General features: G+C 69.5%; 24 protein-coding genes and 2 pseudogenes. 19 read left to right on the plus strand and 7 right to left on the minus strand.

Annotated features, from left to right (window positions below):
• Position 1: 1 nt before the first annotated feature.
• The 3 genes from A5659_RS09075 to trmD are packed head-to-tail and all read left to right on the plus strand — an operon-like array spanning position 2 to position 1,558.
• Positions 2 to 244: an RNA-binding protein gene (locus A5659_RS09075; protein WP_003878715.1), complete on the plus strand. Its 243-nt coding sequence runs from the start codon at positions 2 to 4 to the stop codon at positions 242 to 244.
• Between the two features lie 24 nt (positions 245 to 268).
• On the plus strand, positions 269 to 796 hold the full coding sequence (gene rimM / locus A5659_RS09080; protein ID WP_066870169.1) for a ribosome maturation factor RimM: 528 nt from the start codon (positions 269 to 271) through the stop codon (positions 794 to 796).
• A gap of 9 nt (positions 797 to 805) precedes the next feature.
• Positions 806 to 1,558 carry a tRNA (guanosine(37)-N1)-methyltransferase TrmD gene (trmD, locus tag A5659_RS09085; RefSeq protein WP_066870174.1) on the plus strand — a complete coding sequence of 251 codons (753 nt, stop codon included), beginning with the start codon at positions 806 to 808 and terminating at the stop codon, positions 1,556 to 1,558.
• On the opposite strand, the gene A5659_RS09090 is transcribed toward trmD, so the two are convergent.
• Positions 1,555 to 2,544 carry a hypothetical protein gene (locus tag A5659_RS09090; protein ID WP_067180502.1) on the minus strand — a complete coding sequence of 330 codons (990 nt, stop codon included), beginning with the start codon at positions 2,542 to 2,544 and terminating at the stop codon, positions 1,555 to 1,557. The genes trmD and A5659_RS09090 overlap by 4 nt on opposite strands.
• A 343-nt stretch (positions 2,545 to 2,887) precedes the next feature.
• Here A5659_RS09090 and rplS point away from each other — a divergent pair, with 343 nt between their 5' ends.
• From rplS to A5659_RS09110, 4 genes and pseudogenes are all read left to right on the plus strand, one after another.
• Positions 2,888 to 3,229: a 50S ribosomal protein L19 gene (gene rplS, locus A5659_RS09095; RefSeq protein ID WP_064877853.1), complete on the plus strand. Its 342-nt coding sequence runs from the start codon at positions 2,888 to 2,890 to the stop codon at positions 3,227 to 3,229.
• A 102-nt stretch (positions 3,230 to 3,331) separates the two neighbouring features.
• Complete coding sequence (gene lepB, locus A5659_RS09100; protein ID WP_066870178.1) at positions 3,332 to 4,237, plus strand: signal peptidase I; 906 nt, start codon at positions 3,332 to 3,334, stop codon at positions 4,235 to 4,237.
• 2 nt (positions 4,238 to 4,239) lie between these two features.
• Positions 4,240 to 4,975, plus strand: a pseudogene (locus A5659_RS09105) (ribonuclease HII).
• 76 nt (positions 4,976 to 5,051) lie between these two features.
• Positions 5,052 to 5,357 (plus strand): DUF2469 domain-containing protein, encoded by a 306-nt coding sequence (locus tag A5659_RS09110; protein ID WP_003875077.1) that lies wholly within the window; start codon positions 5,052 to 5,054, stop codon positions 5,355 to 5,357.
• Between the two features lie 6 nt (positions 5,358 to 5,363).
• Here the strand turns inward: A5659_RS09110 and A5659_RS09115 are convergent, their stop codons facing one another.
• Positions 5,364 to 6,128, minus strand: coding sequence for a GAF and ANTAR domain-containing protein (locus A5659_RS09115; protein WP_067180509.1), 765 nt, complete (start codon positions 6,126 to 6,128; stop codon positions 5,364 to 5,366).
• Between the two features lie 259 nt (positions 6,129 to 6,387).
• On the opposite strand from A5659_RS09115, the gene A5659_RS09120 reads away from it, so the two are divergent.
• The 4 genes from A5659_RS09120 to A5659_RS09135 all read left to right on the plus strand — a co-directional run bounded on the left by A5659_RS09120 (position 6,388) and on the right by A5659_RS09135 (position 10,412).
• A complete protein-coding gene (locus A5659_RS09120) occupies positions 6,388 to 7,368 on the plus strand; it encodes an NAD-dependent epimerase/dehydratase family protein (RefSeq protein ID WP_067180512.1) in 981 nt (326 codons plus the stop codon).
• Positions 7,369 to 7,477: 109 nt separating this feature from the next.
• On the plus strand, positions 7,478 to 8,299 hold the full coding sequence (gene fdhD, locus A5659_RS09125) for a formate dehydrogenase accessory sulfurtransferase FdhD (protein ID WP_067180515.1): 822 nt from the start codon (positions 7,478 to 7,480) through the stop codon (positions 8,297 to 8,299).
• Positions 8,300 to 8,523: 224 nt separating this feature from the next.
• Positions 8,524 to 8,901 (plus strand): YraN family protein, encoded by a 378-nt coding sequence (locus tag A5659_RS09130; protein ID WP_067180541.1) that lies wholly within the window; start codon positions 8,524 to 8,526, stop codon positions 8,899 to 8,901.
• Positions 8,901 to 10,412 (plus strand): YifB family Mg chelatase-like AAA ATPase, encoded by a 1,512-nt coding sequence (locus A5659_RS09135; protein ID WP_067144527.1) that lies wholly within the window; start codon positions 8,901 to 8,903, stop codon positions 10,410 to 10,412. Before A5659_RS09130 ends, A5659_RS09135 begins: the two co-directional genes overlap by 1 nt.
• Positions 10,413 to 10,438: 26 nt before the next feature.
• Here the strand turns inward: A5659_RS09135 and A5659_RS09140 are convergent, their stop codons facing one another.
• Entirely contained in the window at positions 10,439 to 10,714 is a 276-nt protein-coding gene (locus A5659_RS09140) for a DUF4190 domain-containing protein (RefSeq protein WP_066878128.1), read from the minus strand.
• A gap of 110 nt (positions 10,715 to 10,824) precedes the next feature.
• Here A5659_RS09140 and dprA point away from each other — a divergent pair, with 110 nt between their 5' ends.
• A complete protein-coding gene (gene dprA, locus A5659_RS09145; protein ID WP_067180518.1) occupies positions 10,825 to 11,994 on the plus strand; it encodes a DNA-processing protein DprA in 1,170 nt (389 codons plus the stop codon).
• Here the strand turns inward: dprA and A5659_RS09150 are convergent.
• Entirely contained in the window at positions 11,972 to 12,904 is a 933-nt protein-coding gene (locus A5659_RS09150; RefSeq protein WP_067144525.1) for a hydroxymethylglutaryl-CoA lyase, read from the minus strand. The two genes, dprA and A5659_RS09150, sit on opposite strands and share 23 nt — an antisense overlap.
• On the minus strand, positions 12,901 to 14,136 hold the full coding sequence (locus tag A5659_RS09155) for a CaiB/BaiF CoA-transferase family protein (protein ID WP_067180520.1): 1,236 nt from the start codon (positions 14,134 to 14,136) through the stop codon (positions 12,901 to 12,903). The genes A5659_RS09150 and A5659_RS09155 overlap by 4 nt, the downstream gene beginning before the upstream one ends.
• Before the next feature lie 153 nt (positions 14,137 to 14,289).
• On the opposite strand from A5659_RS09155, the gene A5659_RS09160 reads away from it, so the two are divergent.
• The 4 genes from A5659_RS09160 (at position 14,290) to A5659_RS09175 (ending at position 18,398) form a co-directional block, all read left to right on the plus strand.
• Positions 14,290 to 15,732 (plus strand): MFS transporter, encoded by a 1,443-nt coding sequence (locus A5659_RS09160; protein WP_197497955.1) that lies wholly within the window; start codon positions 14,290 to 14,292, stop codon positions 15,730 to 15,732.
• A complete protein-coding gene (locus A5659_RS09165; RefSeq protein WP_067180524.1) occupies positions 15,725 to 16,813 on the plus strand; it encodes a PPE family protein in 1,089 nt (362 codons plus the stop codon). Before A5659_RS09160 ends, A5659_RS09165 begins: the two co-directional genes overlap by 8 nt.
• Before the next feature lie 66 nt (positions 16,814 to 16,879).
• Positions 16,880 to 17,179 (plus strand): PE family protein, encoded by a 300-nt coding sequence (locus A5659_RS09170; RefSeq protein WP_067180527.1) that lies wholly within the window; start codon positions 16,880 to 16,882, stop codon positions 17,177 to 17,179.
• Positions 17,139 to 18,398, plus strand: a complete 1,260-nt coding sequence (locus A5659_RS09175) for a PPE family protein (RefSeq protein WP_067180530.1) — start codon at positions 17,139 to 17,141, stop codon at positions 18,396 to 18,398. The genes A5659_RS09170 and A5659_RS09175 overlap by 41 nt, the downstream gene beginning before the upstream one ends.
• A gap of 28 nt (positions 18,399 to 18,426) precedes the next feature.
• Here the strand turns inward: A5659_RS09175 and A5659_RS09180 are convergent, their stop codons facing one another.
• Entirely contained in the window at positions 18,427 to 19,245 is an 819-nt protein-coding gene (locus tag A5659_RS09180) for an IclR family transcriptional regulator (protein ID WP_067020031.1), read from the minus strand.
• A 132-nt stretch (positions 19,246 to 19,377) separates the two neighbouring features.
• Between A5659_RS09180 and A5659_RS09185 the strand changes: the two genes are divergently transcribed.
• From A5659_RS09185 to A5659_RS09195, 3 genes are read left to right on the plus strand one after another with little or no spacing between them, the layout of a single operon-like run.
• Complete coding sequence (locus A5659_RS09185) at positions 19,378 to 20,235, plus strand: siderophore-interacting protein (protein ID WP_066878133.1); 858 nt, start codon at positions 19,378 to 19,380, stop codon at positions 20,233 to 20,235.
• A 24-nt stretch (positions 20,236 to 20,259) separates the two neighbouring features.
• Entirely contained in the window at positions 20,260 to 21,420 is a 1,161-nt protein-coding gene (locus A5659_RS09190; protein ID WP_066870204.1) for a lactate 2-monooxygenase, read from the plus strand.
• A gap of 32 nt (positions 21,421 to 21,452) precedes the next feature.
• Positions 21,453 to 22,349 carry a tyrosine recombinase XerC gene (locus A5659_RS09195; RefSeq protein ID WP_067180532.1) on the plus strand — a complete coding sequence of 299 codons (897 nt, stop codon included), beginning with the start codon at positions 21,453 to 21,455 and terminating at the stop codon, positions 22,347 to 22,349.
• Positions 22,350 to 22,364: 15 nt separating this feature from the next.
• Here the strand turns inward: A5659_RS09195 and A5659_RS09200 are convergent.
• A pseudogene (locus tag A5659_RS09200) lies at positions 22,365 to 22,820 on the minus strand (M23 family metallopeptidase); the annotation flags it as partial.
• Positions 22,821 to 22,907: the final 87 nt, after the last annotated feature.

Consider the following 22,907-nt stretch of genomic DNA (forward strand, 5'->3'; position numbering starts at 1 on the left):
GATGAGTACGGTTGTCGTTGACGCTGTTGAGCACCTGGTTCGCGGGATTGTCGACAACCCCGACGACGTCCGGGTGGACATGGTGACCAGCCGCCGGGGACGGACGGTCGAGGTGCACGTCCATCCCGACGATCTGGGCAAGGTGATCGGCCGCGGGGGTCGCACCGCGACCGCATTGCGCACGCTGGTCGCCGGGATCGGCGGTCGCGGCATCCGCGTCGACGTGGTGGACACCGACCAGTAGCGGGGCGCGGCTCATGGAACTCCCTTGGAGTTGACCGTCGGGCGCGTGGTGAAAGCCCACGGCATCAGCGGCGAGCTGGTGGTGGAAATCCGCACCGACGATCCCGCCGCCCGGTTCTCGCCGGGTAACACGTTGCGCGCCAAGCCCTCTCGCGGGGGTACGGAGCGCAGCTGTGTCATCGAGAGTGCGCGCGAGCACGGCGGGCGGCTGCTGGTGCGGCTGGCCGGGGTCACCGACCGCGACGCCGCCGACGCGCTGCGCGGCACCCTGTTCGTGGTCGACTCCGAGGACCTGCCCGACATCGACGAGGCGGACACCTACTACGACCATCAGCTCGAAGGCCTGCGCGTGCATACCACCGCCGGCGAGCAGGTGGGCGTCGTCGCCGAGGTGTTGCACACCGCGGCCGGTGAACTGCTCGCAGTGCGGCGCGAGTCCGGCGACCAGGAGCGGGAAGTGTTGGTGCCGTTCGTGTCCGCGATCGTCACCGCGGTGTCCCTCGACGACGGCACCGTCGAGATCGATCCGCCCGAAGGCCTGCTGGACCTGTAGGCCCTCGATATGAGAATCGACGTCGTCACGATCTTTCCGGCCTATCTGGATCCGCTGCGGCAATCGTTGCCGGGCAAGGCGATCCGGTCCGGCCTGGTCGATCTGCGGGTTCATGACCTGCGGCGCTGGACGTATGACGTGCACCGCTCGGTCGACGACGCGCCCTACGGCGGCGGCCCGGGCATGGTGATGAAGGCGCCGGTGTGGGGCGAGGCGCTCGACGAAATCGCCTCGGAGGAAACACTTTTGGTTGTTCCCACCCCGGCCGGCCGCCTGTTCACGCAGGCGACGGCCGCGCGCTTCAGCGCCGAGACCCACCTGGTGTTCGCCTGCGGACGCTACGAGGGCATCGACCAGCGGGTCATCGACGACGCCGCGCGGCGCATGCGGGTCGAAGAGGTCTCGATCGGCGACTACGTGCTGCCCGGCGGCGAGTCGGCGGCCGTGGTGATGATCGAGGCCGTGCTGCGCCTGCTCGACGGGGTCCTTGGCAATCCCGCGTCGCACCGCGAGGATTCGCACTCGCCGGCACTGGACCGGCGTCTGGAGGGACCCAGCTACACGCGGCCACCGAGCTGGCGCGGGCTGGACGTCCCCGAGGTGCTGCTGTCGGGTGACCACGCGCGGGTCGCCGCCTGGCGCCGCGAGATCTCGCTGCAACGCACCCGCGAACGCCGGCCGGAACTGCTAGAGCCCGAATTGTCAGCGCCCGAATTGTCGGAGCCCGAATTGTCAGAGCCCGACGGCGACTCGGCTCGTTAAAGCCCGTGCCGGGGCGCCTCGATGCGGCCCTCGGGGAATATCGTCTTGACCGCCCGGGTGATGGTGTCGCGGGCGGTGGCGTCGTCGGCGGGCTGCAGGGACTGGACCACCATGATGTAGCGGCGGTCGGCCCCGATCACGCCGGTCGACAAATGCATCCAGTCGCTGCCGATGCAGCACATCCAGCCCTGCTTGACCGCGACCGGCTCGGCGTACAGGCCGTCCGGGATGCCGAATCGCTGCGGGTAGCCGTCCAGCCCGGTGGGGGTGGACTGGGCCAGGTCGTTGACGATGATTTTGGCGTCGTCGGCCGGCAGCCCGCCCGAGCCGTCCAGCAGCATCTCGTAGTAGCGGATCAGATCCGTCACCGAGCTCATGGTGTTCCACCAGCGCCCGTCGCTGGGCGGGGTGGTGGAGGCCAGGCCGTAGCGGGCGGCCACCTCGGTGATGATGGCGGCCCCGCCGCCCTGACCCCAGAACCTCTCGGCCGCGCCGTCGTCGGAGGACTGCAGCATGATGTCGAGCGCCTGGCGGTCGTCGGCGCTCAGCGGCGTCTTGCCCTCGGATTCGTGCAGCAGCAGATCGTCGGCGATGAACAGCTTCGCCACCGACGCGGTGCCGATGATCTGGCTGTTGCCGTTGGCGATCAGCTGGTGGGTGGTGCGGTCGAGGATGGCCACCGACAGGGCGGCGCCGCTGCCGGCGGCCTCGTCGGCGGCCTGCTGGATGCGGGCCTGCAGCTGGGAGAATCCGGGGTTCGCCAGCGCCTGCGGCGGCTGGGACGGGGCGGCCGCCTCCAGCCGCACGGTGGCGGACTGCGGGGGACCCGATGGGGGAGCTGAGATGGGGGGCGCGGAGATGACCCGAACGGGCGCGGCGACCGGCAGGGTGTACACCTTCGCCTGGACGAGCGCCTGGGAGCCGGCGGCAACCACCAACGTCACCGCCGCGGTGGCGGTGACCAGCGTCAGCGGACGTACCCGCATTCGTCTCCTCCGGCGTGACTGCGACACAGTGCAAGGGCGGGACCCGTCGCGCCACCTGCACCGGCCATCACGCTTGCGTGCGGGTAGCGCGTTCTGACCCCAGTCATATGTACCATTTACCAGCGCGTTTGGCGCGTCACGAACCGCCGACTTGCTGTGATTTTCGCGGCACGCGCCCCGTCTGGCACAATTGACCAGTTGTCTCCAGCGGTTGCAGGCCGGTTGAGCCGTTTCCCGCCTGCTGCGAGATACGCCAGAAAGCCCGAAACCATCGGCTTGGCGACCGCCCCACACCAGCGTGTGGGTAGCTGCCGCCGGCCGCGACCGCAAGGAAGTGTCTCGCATGAACCGGCTGGACTTCGTCGATCAGGCGTCGCTGCGCGACGATATCCCGGTTTTCGGCCCGGGCGACACCATCAACGTGCACGTGAAGGTCATCGAGGGCGCCAAGGAGCGCATCCAGGTGTTCAAGGGCGTGGTGATCCGCCGCCAGGGCGGTGGCATCCGTGAGACCTTCACCGTCCGCAAGGAGAGCTATGGCGTCGGCGTCGAGCGCACCTTCCCGGTGCACTCGCCCAACATCGACCACATCCAGGTGGTGACCCGCGGTGACGTCCGCCGCGCGAAGCTGTACTACCTGCGTGAACTGCGCGGCAAGAAGGCCAAGATCAAGGAGAAGCGCTGAGCCGGGACGCCTTGGCGGCGCTGATGATTCGTCCTTCGGCCCTCCGGTGCGGATCGCTTGCCGGTTTACCGGGCCACAACGTGGGCTGGCTACGCTGATCTCGTGACCGATACCGCGGATTCATCGAAGCCCGAGCCCCACGCCGGCGAGTCAGATCCGAAGGTCTCCACCCGCAACCTTCAGATGCGGCCGGACGACGCCGCGACGACCGCCGAGTCGATCCCCGAACCGGCGCCGGTGACGGAAACACCCGAGGCGGCCGATCCGGCGGACCCCAAGCGTTCGACGTTGCGCGAATTCGCGATCCTGGCGGTGATCGCCGTGGTCCTCTACTACGTCATGTTGACCTTCGTGGCGCGGCCCTACCTGATCCCGTCGGAATCCATGGAGCCCACGCTGCACGGGTGCACGGGCTGCGTCGGTGACCGGATCATGGTCGACAAGGTCAGCTACCGCTTCAGCGCGCCGCGCCCCGGCGACGTGATCGTCTTCAAGGGCCCGCCGCCGTGGAACCTCGGATACAAGTCGATCCGGTCCAACAACACCGTGCTGCGCTGGGTGCAGAACGCCCTGTCCTTCGTCGGTTTCGTGCCGCCGGACGAAAACGACCTGGTCAAGCGCGTCATCGCGGTCGGCGGGCAGACGGTGCAATGCCGGGCCGACACCGGGCTGACGGTTGACGGCAAGCCGCTCAAGGAGCCGTACCTGGACCGCAACACCATGGCGGCCGACCCGTCGGTCTACCCGTGCCTGGGCAGCGAGTTCGGGCCGGTCGCCGTCCCGGCGGGACGGCTGTGGGTGATGGGCGACAACCGGACGCACTCGGCGGACTCGCGCGCCCACTGCACCAGCGTGCCGGCCGAAGCCCTCAAGGGGGTGTTGTGCACCGGCGACCCCACCTCGGGAACCGTGCCGGTGTCGAACGTGATCGGGAAAGCCAGGTTCATCGTGTGGCCGCCGTCCCGGTGGGGTGGCGTCGGATCGGTGAACCCGCAGCAGAGTAAGTAACCATGGCCACGACGTGGCCGCCGCGGACGGTGATCCGTAAGTCGTCGGGGTTACGCACCCTGGAATCGGCGCTGTACCGCAGCGGGTTGGGCCCGGTGGCCGGCGTCGACGAGGTCGGTCGCGGCGCCTGCGCCGGACCGCTGGTGGTGGCGGCCTGCGTGCTCGGGCCGGGGCGAATGGAAAGCCTTGCCGCCCTTGATGATTCGAAGAAGCTCACCGAGGCCGCCCGGGAAAAGCTGTTCCCGTTGATTCGCCGCTATGCGCTGGCCTACCACGTGGTGTTCATCCCGCCCGCGGAGGTGGACCGGCGCGGCGTGCACGTCGCCAACATCGAGGGGATGCGCCGTGCCGTCGCCGGGCTGTCCGTGCGGCCCGGCTACGTGCTGAGCGACGGCTTCCGGGTGCCCGGCCTGGCCGTGCCGTCGCTGCCGGTCATCGGCGGCGACGCCGTCGCGGCGTGTATCGCGGCGGCCAGCGTGCTGGCGAAGGTCAGCCGGGACCGGTTGATGGTGGCCATGGAGGCCGACCATCCCGGTTATGGCTTCGCCCTGCACAAGGGCTACAGCACGCCGGCGCACAGCACGGCGCTGGCGCGGCTGGGCCCGTGCCCCGAGCATCGTTATTCGTTCATCAACGTGCGGCGCGTGGCCAACGGCGCGGGCGGCCGGGTGGTGGCCGAGTGCAAACCGGACCCACCGCTGCAGCGCGACGGATCTCGGTGAGGAAAGATGGGAATAGGATTCCCACCCCGGCGATCGGCGGCTAGCGCCGGGAGGTCCGGGAAAACTGTCTTCGGAGAAGGACGTCTGAGCAGATGAGTGCAGAAGATCTCGAAAAGTATGAAACCGAGATGGAGCTCTCGCTGTACCGCGAATACAAGGACATCGTCGGCCAGTTCAGCTACGTCGTGGAGACCGAACGGCGCTTCTACCTGGCCAACAGCGTGGAGATGACGCCGCGCAACGCCGACGGCGAGGTCTACTTCGAGCTGCGCCTGTCCGACGCCTGGGTGTGGGACATGTACCGGCCGGCGCGGTTCGTCAAGCAGGTGCGGGTGGTCACCTTCAAAGACGTCAACATCGAAGAGGTCGAAAAACCCGAGCTCCGGCTGCCCGAATAGCCGCCGTCAGGTACTGGCCGGAAGCTCGCCGGGCGTGGGCAGCTGGCCCCGCGCCTCGATGACCTCACGCGCGACGTCGGCCAGCTTGATGTTGAGCGCCTGGGAGTGGCGCCGCAGCAGATCGAACGCCGCGTCCTCGTCCATGTCGTGCAGCATCATCAACATGCCGACGGCCTTGCCGATCTCGCGGTTGCTGAGCAGCCCCCGGCGCAGGCTGGCGGAGTCCTCGCCCTTGGCGACCGCGTTGATGGCGACACTGGCGAACGCGGCCAGCACCGCGGCCCGCCCGGCGGACTCGGAGTCGAACATGTTCGGGGTGTCGCTGAACAGGTTCAGCGCCGCCCCCTTGCGTTTGTCGATCAGGAGGCGGAACCCCATCGCGCCGCGCACCGGGGTCTCCGCGACCAGGATTTTCGCCAGTCGCGGCCACAGCGACGGGGTCGTCAGGTCGGTGTCGATCTGCGGCGTCTCCTCTTCGATGGCATCGATGCAGGGGCCGTCGCCGGCCCGCCTTTCGATGTCGTCGATCTGTTTGGCGAGCCGGTCGCTGGCACCCACGGTGATGTATTTGTCGTTCTCGCGCACCAACAGGCTGGCGTGGTCGCAGCCACGGACCGTCAGAGTGGCGGCGATGCAGATGGCCGCATACATCTGATTGGCGTCGGAGCCCTGATAAATGATTTCTGCGAGGGCGGCGAAAACCGTCGCCGGGTCGGCCTTCTCTCCGCCCGTCGCGGGTGCGTCCGCGCCAGTCATCGATTGGTCCGCCATGTCATGCCTCGTTCCTGCGGTGTCGGCGGTGTTATCCGCGTTCGATCGCCGTAGATTATCCGCCGCCGGTACCAGCCTTACACGCCGTTTCGTCCTGATGCGCCGATCTCGGGGATCTTGCTGGTCACCGATGACCGCCAAACCCGCTGACGATGCGCGGAAGGCACGTCCAAACACTCACGAATCGCGAGACATTGGAAAGATGGTTCTACCACGTGCGCGAGGTTTCGGCTGGCCGCAGGAGGGAAGGACGTTCTGAATGGGAGTGACCGTCGCGGTGACCGGACCAACCGGGGAGATCGGTATCTCCGCGGTGACGGCGCTGGAACGCGAGCCCGCCGTCGACGCGATCATCGGGATGGCCCGCCGGCCGTTCGACCCGTCGTCGCGCGGCTGGCTGAAAACCACCTACCAGCAGGGCGACATCCTGGACCGTGAGGCCGTCGACGCCCTGGTCGCGCGGGCCGACGTGGTGATCCACCTGGCCTTCATCATCATGGGGTCGCGCGACGAGAGCGCCCGGGTGAACCTGCAGGGCACCCGCAATCTGTTCGGGGCGACGGTGGCCGCCGAGCGGCCGCGCCGCCTGGTGTACACCTCGTCGGTGGCGGCGTACGGCTACCACTCCGACAATCCCGTCCCGCTGACCGAGGACGTCGCCCCCCGCGGGTCCGCCGAGCACTACTACTCCGAGCAGAAGGCGGCCTGCGAGGCGCTGCTGGCCGACATCACCAAGGATTCGCCGCTCGAGGTGTTCGTTCTGCGGCCGTGCATCGTCGCGGGCCCGAAGGCCACCGCGCTGGCCGACGCCATGCCGTGGAACCAGCTGCCCGGCCCGGTGCGTGCGGTGGTCAAGGCCGTCCCGGTGCTCAAGCCCGTGGTGCCCGATCCCGGTTACCCCCTGCAGCTGGTCCACCACGATGACGTCGCGACGGCGATCGCCCTGGCGGCCACCGCCCCGGCGCCGCCGGGGGTGTACAACATCGCCGGTGACGGGGTCGTGACCGTGGCCGATGTGGCCAGGGCGCTGGGTGGCCGGCCGGTGCGGGTTCCCGCCGTCGCCGCCACGGCGGCCTCGGCGGCGATCTCACGGGTGCCGCGGGTGCCGTCCATGCTGGAATGGCTGCACACCGCGCGGACGTCGATGGTCATGGACACCACCAAGGCCAAGACCCAGCTGGGCTGGCGCCCGCTGCACTCGTCGGCCGAGACGCTGGAAGCGCTGGCCTCGGGGGTGTGAGAGCGTTGTTCTGCTCGGCGCCCGCCCGCCGGCCAAGGTAGTTTGATCCGATGGGACTTGAGCGTTTCGCCGCGTCTCGCGACGTCGCCGCCGGCGGTGAAATCGCCTAGTGGGTCACGTCACGTCGCGCCGGCGGGTGACGCATCTGTCCGCCGGTGAAGCGATCACCCGACCGGAAACCCTGGTCGTCGAGGAGCCGTTGGAGATTCGGGTCGACGGCGCGGCGGTCACCGTGACGATGCGCACCCCGGGATCGGATTTCGAACTCGCCCAAGGCTTTCTGCTCACCGAGGGCGTCATCGCGGGCCGCGACGACGTGCACAGCATCCGCTACTGCGCCGGGCGCGACGACGACGGCGCGAACACGTACAACGTGCTGGACGTGACCCTGATCCCCGGCGTGCCGAAGCCCGTTCTCGACGTCACCCGCAACTTCTACACCACCTCGTCGTGCGGCGTGTGCGGCAAGGCCTCACTCGACGCGGTGCGGCTGCTCAGCCGGTTCTCGCCCGGCACCGATCGCGCGACCGTGGCCGCAGCCACCCTCGAGGCGATGCCCGGTCAATTGCGTTCCGCGCAAAAGGTTTTCGACAGCACCGGGGGCCTGCACGCTGCGGCGTTGTTCGGCGCGGACGGCGCGATGCTGGTGGTGCGCGAGGACGTCGGCAGGCACAACGCGGTCGACAAGGTGGTCGGCTGGGCGACCGAGCACCGGCGATTGCCGCTGCAGTCCACCGTGTTGCTGGTCAGCGGGCGGGCGTCGTTCGAGTTGACGCAGAAGGCCGTGATGGCCGGGATTCCGGTGCTGGCGGCCGTGTCCGCGCCGTCGTCGCTGGCGGTCTCGCTGGCCGAGGAGTCCGGCATCACGCTGGTGGCGTTCCTGCGGGAGGACTCGATGAACATCTACACCAGGGTGGATCGGATCACCTAGGTCGATGGCGGCGACCCGCGGCGCCCGGCTACGCCGCGCTTGCGATCGCCGCTAGGTCGATGGCGGCGACCCGCGGCGCCCGGCTACGCCGCGCTTGCGATCGCCGCTAGCGTTTCTGCGCCGGCTGTGGATGGACGCCGCACTGGGGATAACCGGGGGCCGCGGGCGGCCTCGGGTGGCGTCGACGGCCCGTCCCGTCGGGGTCACTGGGCACCGTGGCCCGCATGACAACCGAAACGACCATGACCCGGATCCAGCTGGGGGCGATGGGTGAGGCGCTCGCCGTGGATCGCCTGACCCGGATGGGATTGCGCATCCTGCAGCGCAATTGGCGCTGCCGCTACGGCGAACTCGACATCATCGCCCGCGACGACGCCACCTCGACGGTGGTGTTCGTCGAGGTGAAGACCCGCACCGGCGACGGTTATGGCGGGCTGGCGCACGCCGTCACCCCGCGCAAGGTGCGGCGGTTGCGCAGGCTGGCCGGGCTGTGGCTGGCCGGCCAGCACCAGCGCTGGGCCGCGATCCGCATCGACGTGATCGGGGTGCGGGTCGGGCGCCGCCGCACCCCCGAGATCACCCACCTGCAAGGGATTGGCTGATGGCGTTGGGACGCGCGTTCTCCGTCGCGGTGCACGGCGTGGACGGGCAGACCGTGGAGATCGAAGCCGACATCACCTCCGGGCTGCCGGGCGTGCACCTAGTCGGCCTGCCCGACGCCGCCCTGCAGGAGTCTCGCGACCGCGTCCGGGCCGCCGTCACCAACTGTGGCAACTCCTGGCCCCAGGCGCGGCTCACCCTGGCGCTGTCGCCGGCGACCCTGCCCAAGATGGGGTCGGTCTACGACATCGCCCTGGCTGCCGCGGTGCTCTCGGCGCAGCGCAAAAACCCCTGGGATCGGCTGGAGAAGACGGTGCTGCTCGGCGAGCTGTCCCTGGACGGCCGGGTCCGGCCGGTGCGCGGCGTGCTGCCCGCGGTGCTGGCCGCCAAGCGCGACGGCTGGCCGGCCGTGGTGGTTCCCGTGGACAACCTCGCCGAGGCCAGCCTGGTCGACGGCATCGACGTGTGGGGCGCGCGGACCTTGAAGCAGCTACACAAGTGGCTCAGCGGCACCGGCGCCCTCGACGGCCGGATCGACGTCAAACCCACGGACGGCGAGCCCGCCGCGGACCTGGTCGACGTGGTCGGGCAGACCCAGGCGCGGTTCGCGGTAGAGGTGGCCGCCGCCGGGGCGCACCACCTGATGCTCACCGGCCCGCCCGGCGTCGGCAAAACGATGCTCGCGCAACGCCTTCCGGGGCTGCTGCCGCCGCTGACGGACGACGAGTCCCTGGAAGTGACCGCGATTCACTCGGTGGCCGGGCTGTTGTCGGGCGACACCCCGTTGATCACCAGGCCGCCGTTCGTGGCGCCCCATCACAGTTCCAGCGTCGCCGCGCTGGTCGGCGGTGGGTCCGGGATGGCGCGCCCGGGCGCGGTCAGCCGCGCACATCGCGGGGTGCTGTTCCTCGACGAGTGCGCCGAGATCCGGGTCAGCGCGCTGGAGGCCCTGCGAACACCGTTGGAGGACGGCGAGATTCGCCTGGCCCGCCGCGACGGCGTGGCGTGTTATCCCGCCCGGTTCCAGCTGGTGCTGGCCGCCAACCTGTGCCCGTGCGCGCCGGCCGACCCGCAGGACTGCATCTGCGCGGCGGCGGCCAAGCGCCGCTACCTGGGCAAGCTCTCGGGACCGCTGCTGGATCGGGTGGACCTGCGCGTGCAGATGCATCAGGTGAAGGCCGGGGCGTTCGCGGGTGGGGACGCCGAATCGACCGCGCAGGTTCGCCGCCGGGTCGCGCAGGCCCGCGCGGCCGCCGCGCAGCGCTGGCTACCGCACGGGTTTCGCACCAACGGTGAAGTCAGCGGGACGCTGCTGCGCCGGAAGTTCCGTCCCAGCCACGCGGCCATGGAGCCGCTGCAACGCGCGCTGGACCGCGGGCTGCTCAGCATCCGTGGCCTCGACCGCACGTTGCGGGTCGCGTGGAGCCTGGCCGACCTGGCGGGCCGCACGTCGCCCGGGACCGACGAAGTCGCCGCCGCACTGAGCTTCCGTCAACCCGGGGCGCAGCGATGAGCGCGGCGAGGCAGCGCCCGGGCGCGCTACCAGCGCGCCATGCTCAGCCAATCGGTGTGCCCACCCCGCACCGCTATCGCGACACTCACCAGAATCGCGAACGCACGGGCGAATTGGGCCATGGCACGGCCACTTTCGCCCCGGTGTTCCATCTCGCGCAGCCCGAGGCAGGCCAGGCCGATGCTGATCACGGGAATGGGAAAACCGATCCAGCTGACCAGGCTGAGCACGAACGCCGCGACGGCCCAGGGGTTCTTTGGGCGCTCGGACACGCTGTACACCATCGGCAGGTCGAGGATCATGGGTCGTTCCGTTCGTTGCGGGCCGGCGTGCGGCGGGCGGCTGATGACACCACACTCGCGCGCGGGGCTCAAAGGATTCTTGGCGCGTTCTTGGCCCGGGGGGCGCGGCGATGACGACGGCGCTCGACGACCCCGCGCTGCGCGCCTGGGCGTATCTGGCCCGGGTGGCCGAGCCGCCCTGCGCCGAACTCGCCGCGCTGGTGCGGGGCGTCGGCCCGGTCGAGGCGGCCGAACGGGTCCGCCGTGGCCTGGTCGACGACGACTTGGCTCGCCGCACCCAGGCCAGGCGAGAAATCGACTGCAGTGCAGCCGATCTCGAGCTACTCGCCCGGCGCGGCGGCCGGTTGATCACCCCTGACGACGACGAATGGCCGCTGCTGGCGTTTGCCGCGTTCCACGGTGCCGCACCGCGCCCGGGTGGCGGTGCGCCGACGGTGCCGCCGATGGTGTTGTGGGCGCTGGGACCCGTCCGGCTCGATGAGGTCGCGCACCGGGCGGCCGCCGTGGTCGGGACGCGCGCGTCCACCGCGTACGGCGAGCACGTCGCCGGCGAACTGGCGGCCGGGTTGGCGCAGCGCGACGTCGCGATCGTCTCGGGAGGCGCGTACGGCATCGACGGCGCGGCGCACCGCGCCGCGCTGGACTGCGACGGCATCACCGTCGCGGTCCTGGCCGGCGGGCTCGACGTCCCCTACCCGAGCGGTCACACCGCGCTGCTGCACCGGATCGCCCAGCACGGGCTGCTGTTCAGCGAATACGCGCCAGGTATCCGCCCCGCCCGCCACCGATTCCTGACCCGCAATCGGCTGGTGGCCGCCGTGGCCGGGGCCGCCGTGGTGGTGGAAGCCGGCCTGCGCAGCGGCGCGGCCAACACCGCGGCCTGGGCGCGGGCGCTGGGGCGGGTGGTGGCCGCGGTGCCCGGACCCGTGACGTCCTCGGCGTCGGCGGGCTGCCATGCGCTGTTGCGCAACGGCGCCGAGCTGGTGACCCGGGCCGACCACGTCATCGAGCTCATCGGCCATATCGGCGAACTGGCGGCGCAGGATTCGCACCCCGCGACGCCGCTCGACGGCCTCAGCGACGCCGAACGCCGGGTCTACGAGGCGCTGCCGGGCCGCGGCGCCGTCACCGTCGACGAGATCGCGGTCGCCTCGGGCATGGTGCCTGAGCTGGCGCTGGGACCGCTGGCGATGCTCGAGCTGGCCGGGCTGGTGCAGCGGCAGGAGGGGAGGTGGCGAATCGTCCGGGCCGGCCGGATCAGGCAGAAAGCTCCTGGCTGATCGACCATTCGAACGCGCTCGCGGTGGACCGCGCACCCTGGGCGGCTTTCGAACGGTTCGGCTCGCCGAGCTGCGCCAGAAGCCGCCCAGCGGCGATCACGATGTCGGCGAATACCGCCGGAGTCAGGTATCGGGGTTGCAGCGCAAACAGCAGGTCCTCGGTGGAGGTGTTGCCGCTTGCCCCCGGCGCGAAAGGACAACCGCCCAATCCGCCGAGCGCTCCGTCGACCATGGTGGCGCCCCCGCGAATAGCTGCCAGGGTGTTGGCGACTCCCATGCCCCACGTGTCGTGCCCATGGAAGACGATCTCGTGATACGGCGCAACGTCGCCGACGACCGCGACGAGCTGATGCACGTCGTCGGGGGTGGCTTGGCCGAGCGTGTCACACAGCACCACACTCGCGACGGCCACCGCGCGGTCGTCGGTGATCAGGTCGAGGACGCGCTGCGGATCGACGGCACCGCTGTACGGACAGGTGAACGCGGTGGCCAGGGTCAGCTGCAGCTGGCCACCGACGGCCGTGACGAGGTCGACGGCCTCCGGAAGGGCGGCCATGCTGTCAGCGGTGGTGCGTCCGACATTGGCCAGGTTGTGTTCGTCGCTGACCGACACGCAGTACTGGAAATTGCGTGCGCCCGCCTCGATTGCGCGGGCGATGCCCCGCGGAGTAGCCGTCCACACCCAGCACCGTCGCAGCTCCTCGGCAGTCAGCGCCGCGATGACGTCGAGGGTGTTGGCCATGGGCGGCACCAAGTCGGGTCGCGCCATCGCGCCGATCTCGATTGCGTCGATACCCGAGGCCAAGAGCAGCCGTGCCAACTCGACTTTTCGCTCCGTGTCGAGGGGCTTGCCGGTGAGCTGCAGGCCATCGCGCAGGGTGACGTCACGCAGTTGGACTGAGGGGTTCATCTGATCACCTCCGGCGTGTCGAGGCCGTCGAAGTGCAGCTCGGTGTCCGCAGCGCCCAGGATCTCCTCGGTGTGTTCACCCAGATCCGGTCCGAGGCTTTGTATTTCGCGCGGGCAGTCGCCGATGCGCGGCACGATGCCCGGGAATGCGACGTCGGGCAGGATCTCGGTGCCGGTGGACACGGGCATTCGCTGGATCATGCCGCGCGCCAGAAACTGTTCGTCGGCGGCGATGTCGGGAGCGGTGTTGATCGGACCGGCGGGAACATCGGAGGACTCCAGCGCGGCCAGCACGTGATCGGCGGGCAGTTGAGCCGTCCACCGGCCGATCACGTCGTCGAGTTCGTCGCGCGCCTCCCAGCGCTGCGCGTTGTTGCTCAGCCGCGCAGCGCCGGCCAGGTCGGGCCGGCCGATCAACCGCATCAACCGCCGGAAGATCGCGTCACCGTTGCCGGCGATGACCACCCATCGCCCGTCGCGGCACAGGTAGGCGTTCGAGGGCGCTACACCTTCCAAGCGCCCGCCACACCGGGCACGGGTGACGTGATACGCGTCGTATTCGGGGAGCAACGATTCCATCACCGAAAAGATCGCTTCGGTCAACGCGACGTCCACGGTGCGGTCGGCCAGGGACGTGGATCGTCCGGCGATCCGGTCCTTTCGGAGTTGCTGCATCGCCACCAATGCGCCGAATGCGGCATAAAGACCCGCGATCGAGTCACCGATGGATACGCCGACGCGTGATGGCGGGCGATCCGGTTCGCCGGTGAGGGCGCGAAGGCCCGCCATCGCCTCGGCGACCGCGGCGAATCCCGGTTGCCGGCGCCGTGGTCCGGTCTGGCCGTAGGCCGAGAGGCGCACGATGATCAGCTCCCGGTTCTGCGCACTCAGTTCGGCCGGCCCGATACCCCACTTCTCCAAGGTCCCCGGCCGGAAGTTTTCGAGCACGATGTCGCAGGAGCGGGCGAGTTCGCGCACCGCAGCCTGCCCGTGCTCGGTCTTGAGGTCCAACACCACAGACTTCTTGTTGCGGTTGATGGTCCGAAACAACATCGAGGTCGTGCCCGAGTAGAGCCGCCAGCTACGCAGCTCGTCTCCAGTCTCGGGTCGTTCAATCTTGATCACTTCCGCGCCGAAATCGGCCAAGAGCCGCCCGGCGGTCGGTGCGGCGATGTAATTGCCGAGCTCAAGGACGCGCACGCCGTCCAGTGGTCCGCCATTGAATCTGTCCATATTCGACACCTCTCTAACCACATCGTGCATCAGAACCTACATTATGGCTTCCTGAGTCTTCCCTACTGTGACTCAATCCACTACAGTCGGCCGGGTGTATTGCTGATCACATCGGAAGCGAGAAACCACGTTGTGGGACGAGAGAGCTGGGGAATGACGACGTCACGAGTCATGGCGACGAGCCGGAGCACCATCGGCGAGCTATTGGACGACATGCCGGTAGGGCGGGCACATCGCAGGGTCATCGTCGTTGTGGGCCTGGGCCTGTTCTTCGAGATGTACGAGATCTTCCTGTCCAGCACCATGAGTACCGCCCTGCGGCACGAATTCGGCGTGCGCGGCACGGTGCTCAAGCTGGTGCTGGCCTCGGCCTTCGTCGGAATGTTTCTTGGCGCAGCGTTTTTCGGGCGACTGGCTGACCGGATCGGACGCCGCAAAGCGTTTCTGCTTGGGCTGGGCTGGTTTTCGGCGTTCTCACTGGCCGGTGCTTTCGCCCCGTCTCCGGCGGTGCTGGTGGTCACCCGGTTCCTGGCCGGCGTGGGCGTCGGCGCGGTGTATCCGGTTGCCGACTCCTATCTTGCCGATGTGCTGCCGAAGGCGCGCCGCGGCCGGCTGGCCGCCGCCGCTTACACGTGCTCTTACCTCGCCGTACCGTTCGCCGGGTTTTTGTCGGTTTGGCTGACCGGGCACTCGCCGCTCGGTGTCGCGGGTTGGCGTTGGCTGCTGGCCATCGGCGCGGCGGGCGCCGCGATCGTCTACGCGCTCAACCGATGGCTGCCCGAGTCCCCCCGCTGGCTTGCCGACGCGGGACGTTTCGACGAGGCGCAGCAAGCGTTGGCCAAGTTCACCGCTGGATCGAATATGACTGGCGTGCAGAGCAATTCGGATAGCCCACACGGTGTGCTAGTACGGCCCGGCCCTCGTCGGTCCGCCATGACGCTCTTGCGGAATGCGCCGTACAACCGCCGACTGGTGATGCTGGTGCTATTCCACCTGTTCCAGACCTTCGGCTATTACGGGTTCGGCACCCTGTCCGCGCTGGTGCTGGTGCATCGCGGCTACCCCATCACCTCGTCGATGCTGTTCAGCGCGCTGTCGTTCATCGGGTATCCGGTCGGATCGGTGATGGCTATCCCGCTGATGGCGAGGTTCGAACGCAAATTCCTGCTGGTCGGCTCGATCGTGGCGGTCGGTGCTTTCGGTCTGATGTTCGCGACCCAGTCGTCGGTGCTGCTGATTGTCCTGTTCGGCTTCTTGACCACCGCGACCAGCAATGTCTTCTCCAACGTCTACCACGTGTACCAGGCGGAGATTTTCCCGACGGCGGTGCGCGCCACCGCGGTCGGTTGGACCTATTCATTGTCCCGGTTGTCCAGCGGCGCATCGCCATTCGTTCTCATACCGGTTCTCGACCGCTACGGCGCCGCCGCGATGTTCGCCGTCGTCGCGGTCGCGTTGGGCATCGCGATCATCGCGGTGCTCGCCTTGGGCCCGCGCACGTCGCGACGCAGCGTCGATGAGATCAACCCGGAATGCGAACCCGCACACCGGCGTTCGCTGCTCGACACCGACCCGGTGAGGCGGATCGATGATTGACTTCGGGGCGTTACCGCCGGAGATCAACTCGGGACGAATGTATACCGGCGCGGGCTCGGCGCCGATGGTGGCCGCGGCCGCGGCCTGGCACGGCCTGGCGGCCGAATTGACGTCGAGCGCGTCCGGCTACTCGTCGGTGACTGCCGAGTTGACCACCTCCCAATGGCTGGGCGAGACATCGCAATTGATGATGGCCGGTGTCGCCCCCTTCGTCGCGTGGTTGAGCGACGCCGCGGTCTTGGCCGACGAAGCGGGCACGCAGGCCAGTGCCACGGCGGCGGCGTATGAGGCCGCTTTCGCGATGACGGTCCCGCCGACCGTGATCGCCGCGAACCGCGCGTTGCTGGCGTCGCTTGTGGCGACGAACTTCTTCGGCCAGAACACCGCGGCGATCGCGGCGACCGAGGCCCAATATGCCGAAATGTGGGCCCAAGACGCCGCCGCCATGTACACCTACGCCGGCTCCGCGGCGACCGCCTCGCAACTGGCCCCCTTCACCGAGCCGACCCAGACCACCGAGCAAGCCGGACTGGCCCAACAGCAGGCCGCGGTCGCCCAGGCCGCGGCCACGGCGGCGGGGACCGGTGAATCGTCGGCGACGCAGACATCGCTCACCGACATGGTCAATAGCCTGGCCAATCAGATCAAAGGCCTGCTGTTCGGTCCGCTGGACGTCACGTTCTGGCCGATGACCTATCTGGGATCTCTGATTTTCTCGCAGATCGGGGTGCTGTGGCCCGAGCACGCCGCCGCCGCGGCCGCACCCGCCTTATCCGCAGCGCCGGCACTCGTCGCGCCGGTCGGCATCGGCGCCGGGACGGTCTCGGCGAACTTGGCTTCGGCGACCAAGATCGGTCCGCTATCGGTTCCGGCGAGCTGGGCGGCGACGGCACCCAGAGCGGCGGAGCAATCGATCGTGCAAAGCCTTGGAGTCGACGGCATCGGCGGGCCGTCGAACGGACCCGAAACAGCGCTGCGCCAAATTGTGCCGAGCCGCGGCAGACGAGACCGCGGCGGCCTGCCGCCCCGCGAATACGGATTCCGTCCCAGATTCACCGCTCGTCCACCGTCTGCCGGATAACGCCACGGCCCGGTACCGAAATCTCGAAAATCGTTATGCCGAGACCTGATTGAGGAAGGAGACCACATGTCATTCGTTACTACCCAACCAGAGGCGCTTGCCGCAGCCGCCGCTGCATTGCGGGCCATCGGCGCCGCGCTGGCGGCTCAGAATGCGGCGGCGGCGGCGCCGACGACCGGGGTGGTTCCCGCGGCGGCAGACGAGGTGTCGATACTGACCGCCGCGCAGTTCGTCGCCCATGCACAGCTCTATCAGCAGGTCAGTGCGCAGGCGACGGCGATTCACGAGATGTTCGTCAACACATTGCAGCTCAGCTCGGGATCGTATGCGGCCACCGAGGCCGCCAACGCGGTCGCAGCCGGCTGAGAGGCTCCTGGTGCTCAACTTTGGCGCGTTACCCCCGGAGGTCAACTCGGGGCTGATGTACGCGGGCGCGGGCGCGACGTCGATGCTGGGGGCGGCTTCCGGTTGGAATACACTTGCCGCCGAGTTGAATTCGGCCGCCATGGCCTACCACCGGGCGGTGACCGCATTGACCGGTGAGGAATGGTTGGGGCAGGCCTCGACGGCAATGGCGGAAGCGGTCACCCCGTTCGTGGAATGGATGAGGACCACCGCGGCCCAGGCTGAACAGGCGGCCACCCAGGCCGCCGCGAGCGCGACGGCATTTGAGACCGCGTTCGCTTCGGTGGTACCGCCGCCGGTGATCGCGGCCAACCGCGTCACTCTGATGCAGCTGCTGTCCACCAACCTGCTGGGCCAAAACACCGCGGCCATAGCAGCTTTGGAAGCGCAGTACGGCGAGATGTGGGCAACCGATGCGGCCGCGATGTACACGTACGCGGGCAGATCGGCGAGCATCTCGGCTATGAAGCCGTTCGCGCAGCCACCCCAGACGACGAACCCGGCCGGTACGGCCAGCCAAACGGGCGCGGTCACCGCCGCAACCGGCACGTCGGCGGGTAGCACCCAAAACGCGTTGCGCGGCGCGATAAACAAGATCCCCGCCACGTTGCAACGTCTGGCCAGCGGCACCCCGGCCGCCGATCCGCCGGCCCCGGCGTCGGATCCGGTGAAGGACGCGCTGTCCTCGGGTCTGCTGGGATACCTGGGCGATATTTTCACCTTCTACGCCCCGTTTTCCACCACGTTCTACAACACCGAGGGCCTGCCCTTCTTCGCCACGGGCATCGCCAACACCTTTGTGTCGATCGCGAAAGCCACGGGCGCCCTCGGCGGTGCCGCGAACGCGGCCGCCCCGGCGGTCGTCCCCCCGCCGCCGGTGGCCGGCCTGGCGTCGATCGGCGGTGGCGCCCCGGTCGCCGGAACGCTGGGCAACGCGGTCTCCGTCGGGCGTTTGTCGGTCCCGCCGGTCTGGGCGGGGAACACGCTGGCGGAGGCGCCGCACCTCGGGGCGACCCTGCCGCCGGTCAGCAATATCAGGGAGGCCGCGGATGCGCGGCCCGCGAACATCCTTGGCGGCATGCCACTCGGCGGCGCCGGGGCGGGTGACGGTGGAGCCGGCAGGGGACCGCGATACGGGATACGCCCTACCGTCATCCCGCGTCCGCCGGCCGCCGGCTAGCTCCCCGTCGCGCAATGGCAACGCCGACTCAATACGGGAGGCGGCCGCCCAGCGTGCGTGTCACCTGGTCGGCCGCGCCGACGACGTTGTCGGCCCACCGCTCGGCGAGCTCAGGCGAGAACCGGAAGCTGGGTCCGCTGATCATCAGCGCACCCAACACGTGACCGCGTGCATCGAACACCGGCGCCGCGACACCGGTGGCGCCCTCATCGCGTTCGCCGCTGGTGATCGCAAAGCCCATCCGCCGTGCTTCTTCGACGTTGGCGCGCAACACATCTGGATCGGTCACCGTCGCGTCGGTGAACCGGGCCAAGCCGGACTCCAGCACTTCCCGCAGCGCATCGTCGTCCCAGGCCATCAGGACCCGTCCCGCCGATCCGACGTGTAGCGGCACGATCTTGCCGACGTGCATCTCGCGGCGGATTCCATGGCGCGTCTCGGCGATAGCGACGCAAACCCGGAACGGACCTTCGCGACGGAAGAAGCAGGCCGTCTCTCCGCTCGCGTCGCGCAGCGACTCCAGCGCCGGTGATACCGCCTCCAGGAGGCCCATGCTGCTGGCGACCGGAGCCGCCCAGTACGCGACCCGGGCCCCGATCCGGAACCGATCGCCAACCCGATCAAGGAATTCCTCGGCCACCAGGTTGGCCACCAGCCGTTGCACCGTCGACGTCGGATAGCCGGTGCGGGCGCGAATCTCGCTGAGGGTCAATTCGGGCTCAGAGAGCGTGAAGGCGTCCATGATCCCGCGGATCTTCGCCAAGACCAGCAACGGCTTGATGCCCGCGGACAGCGGTCGCGACGACGGCGTCCGCGGCGGAATGTCCAGATCGTCAGCCTCGCTCATTCGTCCATTGTCTCGGTAATGGTTTGACCGCACCCCTCGAATGCGGATTTGGCACCGTCGCCGCAGGCCAAGCTGCAGCGACCGCGCGACTCGTATAGTCGAGCGGGGGTCGGGGTTTGAACAGGAGGACAAGTGGCAGGTCGACCACTGCAATGCTTCGAAGTCGTCGGTACCGAACAACTCACACGGCACATGGTGCGGATAGTGCTCGGGAGCAAGGATTTTGACGCCTTCGTGCCGAGCAAGTTCACCGACTCCTACGTCAAGCTGGTGTTCGTCGCCGACGACGTCGACGTGGCCGGGTTGCCCGAGCCCCTGACCCTCGACAGCTTCGCCGACCTGCCACCGGAGAAAAAGCCGTCGGTGCGGACCCTCACCGTGCGCCGCGTCGACGTCGACAAGCGCCAGATCACGCTGGACATCGTGGTGCACGGCGAGCATGGCATGGCGGGGCAGTGGGCGTCGACGGCCCAGCCCGGCCAGCCGATCTACCTGATGGGCCCGGGCGGCGCATACACCCCGGACCCGGCCGCCGACTGGCACCTGCTGGCCGGCGACGAATCGGCGCTGCCGGCCATCGCCGCGGCCCTCGAGGCGTTGCCCCCCGGCGCCGTCGGCAAGGCGTTCATCGAGGTCGCGGGCCCAGAAGACGAGATCGCTCTGAGCGCCCCCGAAGGCGTCGAGGTGCACTGGGTGTACCGCGGTGGGCGTGCCGACCTGGTGCCCGAGGACCGTGCCGGCGATCACGCGCCGTTGATCGAGGCGGTCAAGAGCGCCCCGTGGCTGCCGGGACAGGTGCACGTCTTCATCCACGGCGAGGCCCAGGCCGTCATGCACAATCTGCGGCCCTACATCCGCAAAGAGCGTGGCGTGGACGCCAAGTGGGCATCGTCGATCTCGGGCTACTGGCGCCGCGGCCGCACCGAAGAGACGTTCCGGCAGTGGAAGAAAGAGCTGGCGCAGGCGGAGTCGGCGAACTCGTCAGCCTGACGGCCGCCTGGCATTGTCTGTTGCATGGCATTCGGCGATTACCAGAACGAGATCTACTTCAAGGGCCTGGGCGGGGTGGCGCCCGCGCTGCCGATGGCGTTCGCGGAGCTGGAGGCCCGCGCCGAACGGGCCATGTCACCGTCGGTGTGGAGCTACGTCACCGGCGGCGCCGGCGACGAACGCACGCAGCGGGCCAATCGCGAAGCCTTCGATCGCTGGGGCCTGATACCACGAATGTTCGTCGGCGCCGCCGCGCGTGACCTGTCGGTGGAGCTGTTCGGGCTGACCCTGCCGTCGCCGGTGTTCATGGCACCGATCGGCGTCATCGGCATCTGCGCCCAGGACGGCCACGGCGACCTGGCCACCGCACGCGCGGCCGCGGCCACCGGCGTCCCGATGATGGTCTCCACCCTGACCACCGACCCGATGGAGGACGTCGCCGCGCAGTTCGGTGACACCCCCGGCTTCTTCCAGCTGTACACGCCGAAGGATCGCGACCTGGCCGCCAGCCTCGTGCAGCGGGCCGAGGCCGCCGGCTACCAGGGCATCATCGTCACCCTGGACACCTGGATTCCGGGATGGCGCCCGCGCGACCTCACCACGGCCAACTTTCCCCAGCTGCGGGGGCTCTGCCTGAGCAACTACACCAGCGACCCGGTCTTTCGCGCCGCCCTGCAGCGCCCGCCGGAAGAGGACCCGCAAGGCACCGTCCTGCAGTGGGTGACCACCTTCGGGAACCCGCTGACCTGGGACGACCTCGGGTGGTTGCGGTCTCTGACCGACCTGCCGCTGATCATCAAGGGCATCTGTCACCCCGACGACGCCCGGCGCGCCAGGGACGGCGGCGTCGACGGCATCTACTGCTCCACCCACGGCGGGCGCCAGGCCAACGGGGGCCTGCCCGCGCTGGCGTGCCTGCCGGGGGTCGTCGAAGCGGCCGACGGGCTGCCGGTGCTGTTCGATTCGGGCATCCGCAGCGGCGCCGACGTCGTCAAGGCGCTCGCGCTGGGCGCCACGGCGGTGGGCATCGGCCGGCCGTACGCCTATGGCCTGGCGCTCGGGGGAGTCGACGGCATCGTGCACGTGCTGCGCTCGATCCTGGCCGAGGCCGACCTCATCATGGCCGTCGACGGCTATCCCACGCTCAAAGATCTCACCCCGGACACGCTTCGGCGCGTCGACTAGAGCGCCCACCTGCGCCCTGCGACCGTGGGGGAGTGCAGGCGATCCTCGACGAGTTCGACGAGTACCTGGAGTTGCAGTGCGGGCGCTCGGCGCACACCCGCCGCGCCTACCTCGGTGACCTGCGCTCGCTGCTCGCCTTCATCGGCGACCGCGGCGCGGGTCTGGACGGGCTCAGCCTGCCGCTGCTGCGCTCGTGGTTGTCCGCCGCGGCCGCGGCCGGCGTCGCCCGCACGACGCTGGCCCGGCGCACCTCGGCCGTCAAGGCCTTCACCGCGTGGGCGCTGCGCCGCGGCCTGCTCAGCGCCGATCCCGCCGCCCGGCTGCAGGTCCCCAAGGCGCACCGCACCCTGCCCGCGGTACTGCGCCAGGATCAGGCCGCCGACGCCCTGGCCGCCGCCAAATCCGGTGCGCAGCAGGGTGATCCGCTGGCACTGCGGGACCGGCTGATCGTCGAGATGTTGTACGCCACCGGGATCCGGGTCAGCGAGCTGTGTGGCCTGGACATCGACGACGTCGACACCCACCATCGCCTGGTGCGCGTGCTGGGCAAGGGCAACAAGCAGCGCAGCGCGCCGTTCGGCCGGCCCGCCGCCGAGGCGCTCGACGCGTGGCTGGCCGACGGGCGTCCCGCCCTGGCCAACGCGGAGTCGGGTCCGGCGCTGCTGCTGGGCACGCGGGGCCGCCGCCTCGACGTCCGCCAGGCGCGCACGGTGGTGCACCAGACCGTGGCCGCGGTGGACGGCGCGCCGGACCTCGGGCCGCACGGTCTGCGGCACAGCGCGGCCACCCATCTGCTCGAGGGCGGGGCGGACCTGCGGGTGGTCCAGGAGCTGCTCGGGCACTCCAGCCTGGCGACCACCCAGCTCTACACCCACGTCGCGGTGTCCCGGCTGCGCGCGGTGCACGACCAGGCCCACCCCCGGGCCTGAGCCGCCTCACGGCTGCAGCGGTTTGAGCCGGATCGGCGCGGATTCCAGCAGGCCGAGCGGATCCACATAGCGCGCGCCCGAGGCCGGGCCCCACATCGCGCCCCAGTGCAGGCACGCCCCTCCCGCTCGAGAGGCCGGACACCCGGGGTGCCCGGCGACCAGCTCACCGATCACGGTCGCGGCCGTCACCGGCTGACCGACCCGCACACTCGCCCGGACCGGCTCGTAACTGGTGTGCAACCCGCCCGGGTGGGCCAGCGACACCACGGGCCGTCCGGCCAGCGACCCGGCGAACACCACCGTCGCGGTGCCCGCGGCGTACACCGGCTGGCCCGCCGCCCCGGCCAGGTCCACGCCCCGGTGTCCGGGATGCCAGTCCTGGGCCGGGGCGTCGAATCCCCGAACGACGGCCGGCGGCGGGCGCAGCGGCCACTGCAGGCGATCCGCAGCGGCAACCGCCGGCACCGCGGTGACCAGGCCCGCACACATCAGCAGCGCGCTCCACCGCATCCAGGCAGTTCAGCGGGTCCCGAACGGCCGGTCCAGCCGAGTCCCGCC

Origin of the sequence: Mycobacterium sp. 1165196.3 (assembly GCF_001673415.1) — a bacterium.
Taxonomy (GTDB): Bacteria; Actinomycetota; Actinomycetes; order Mycobacteriales; family Mycobacteriaceae; genus Mycobacterium; species Mycobacterium europaeum_A.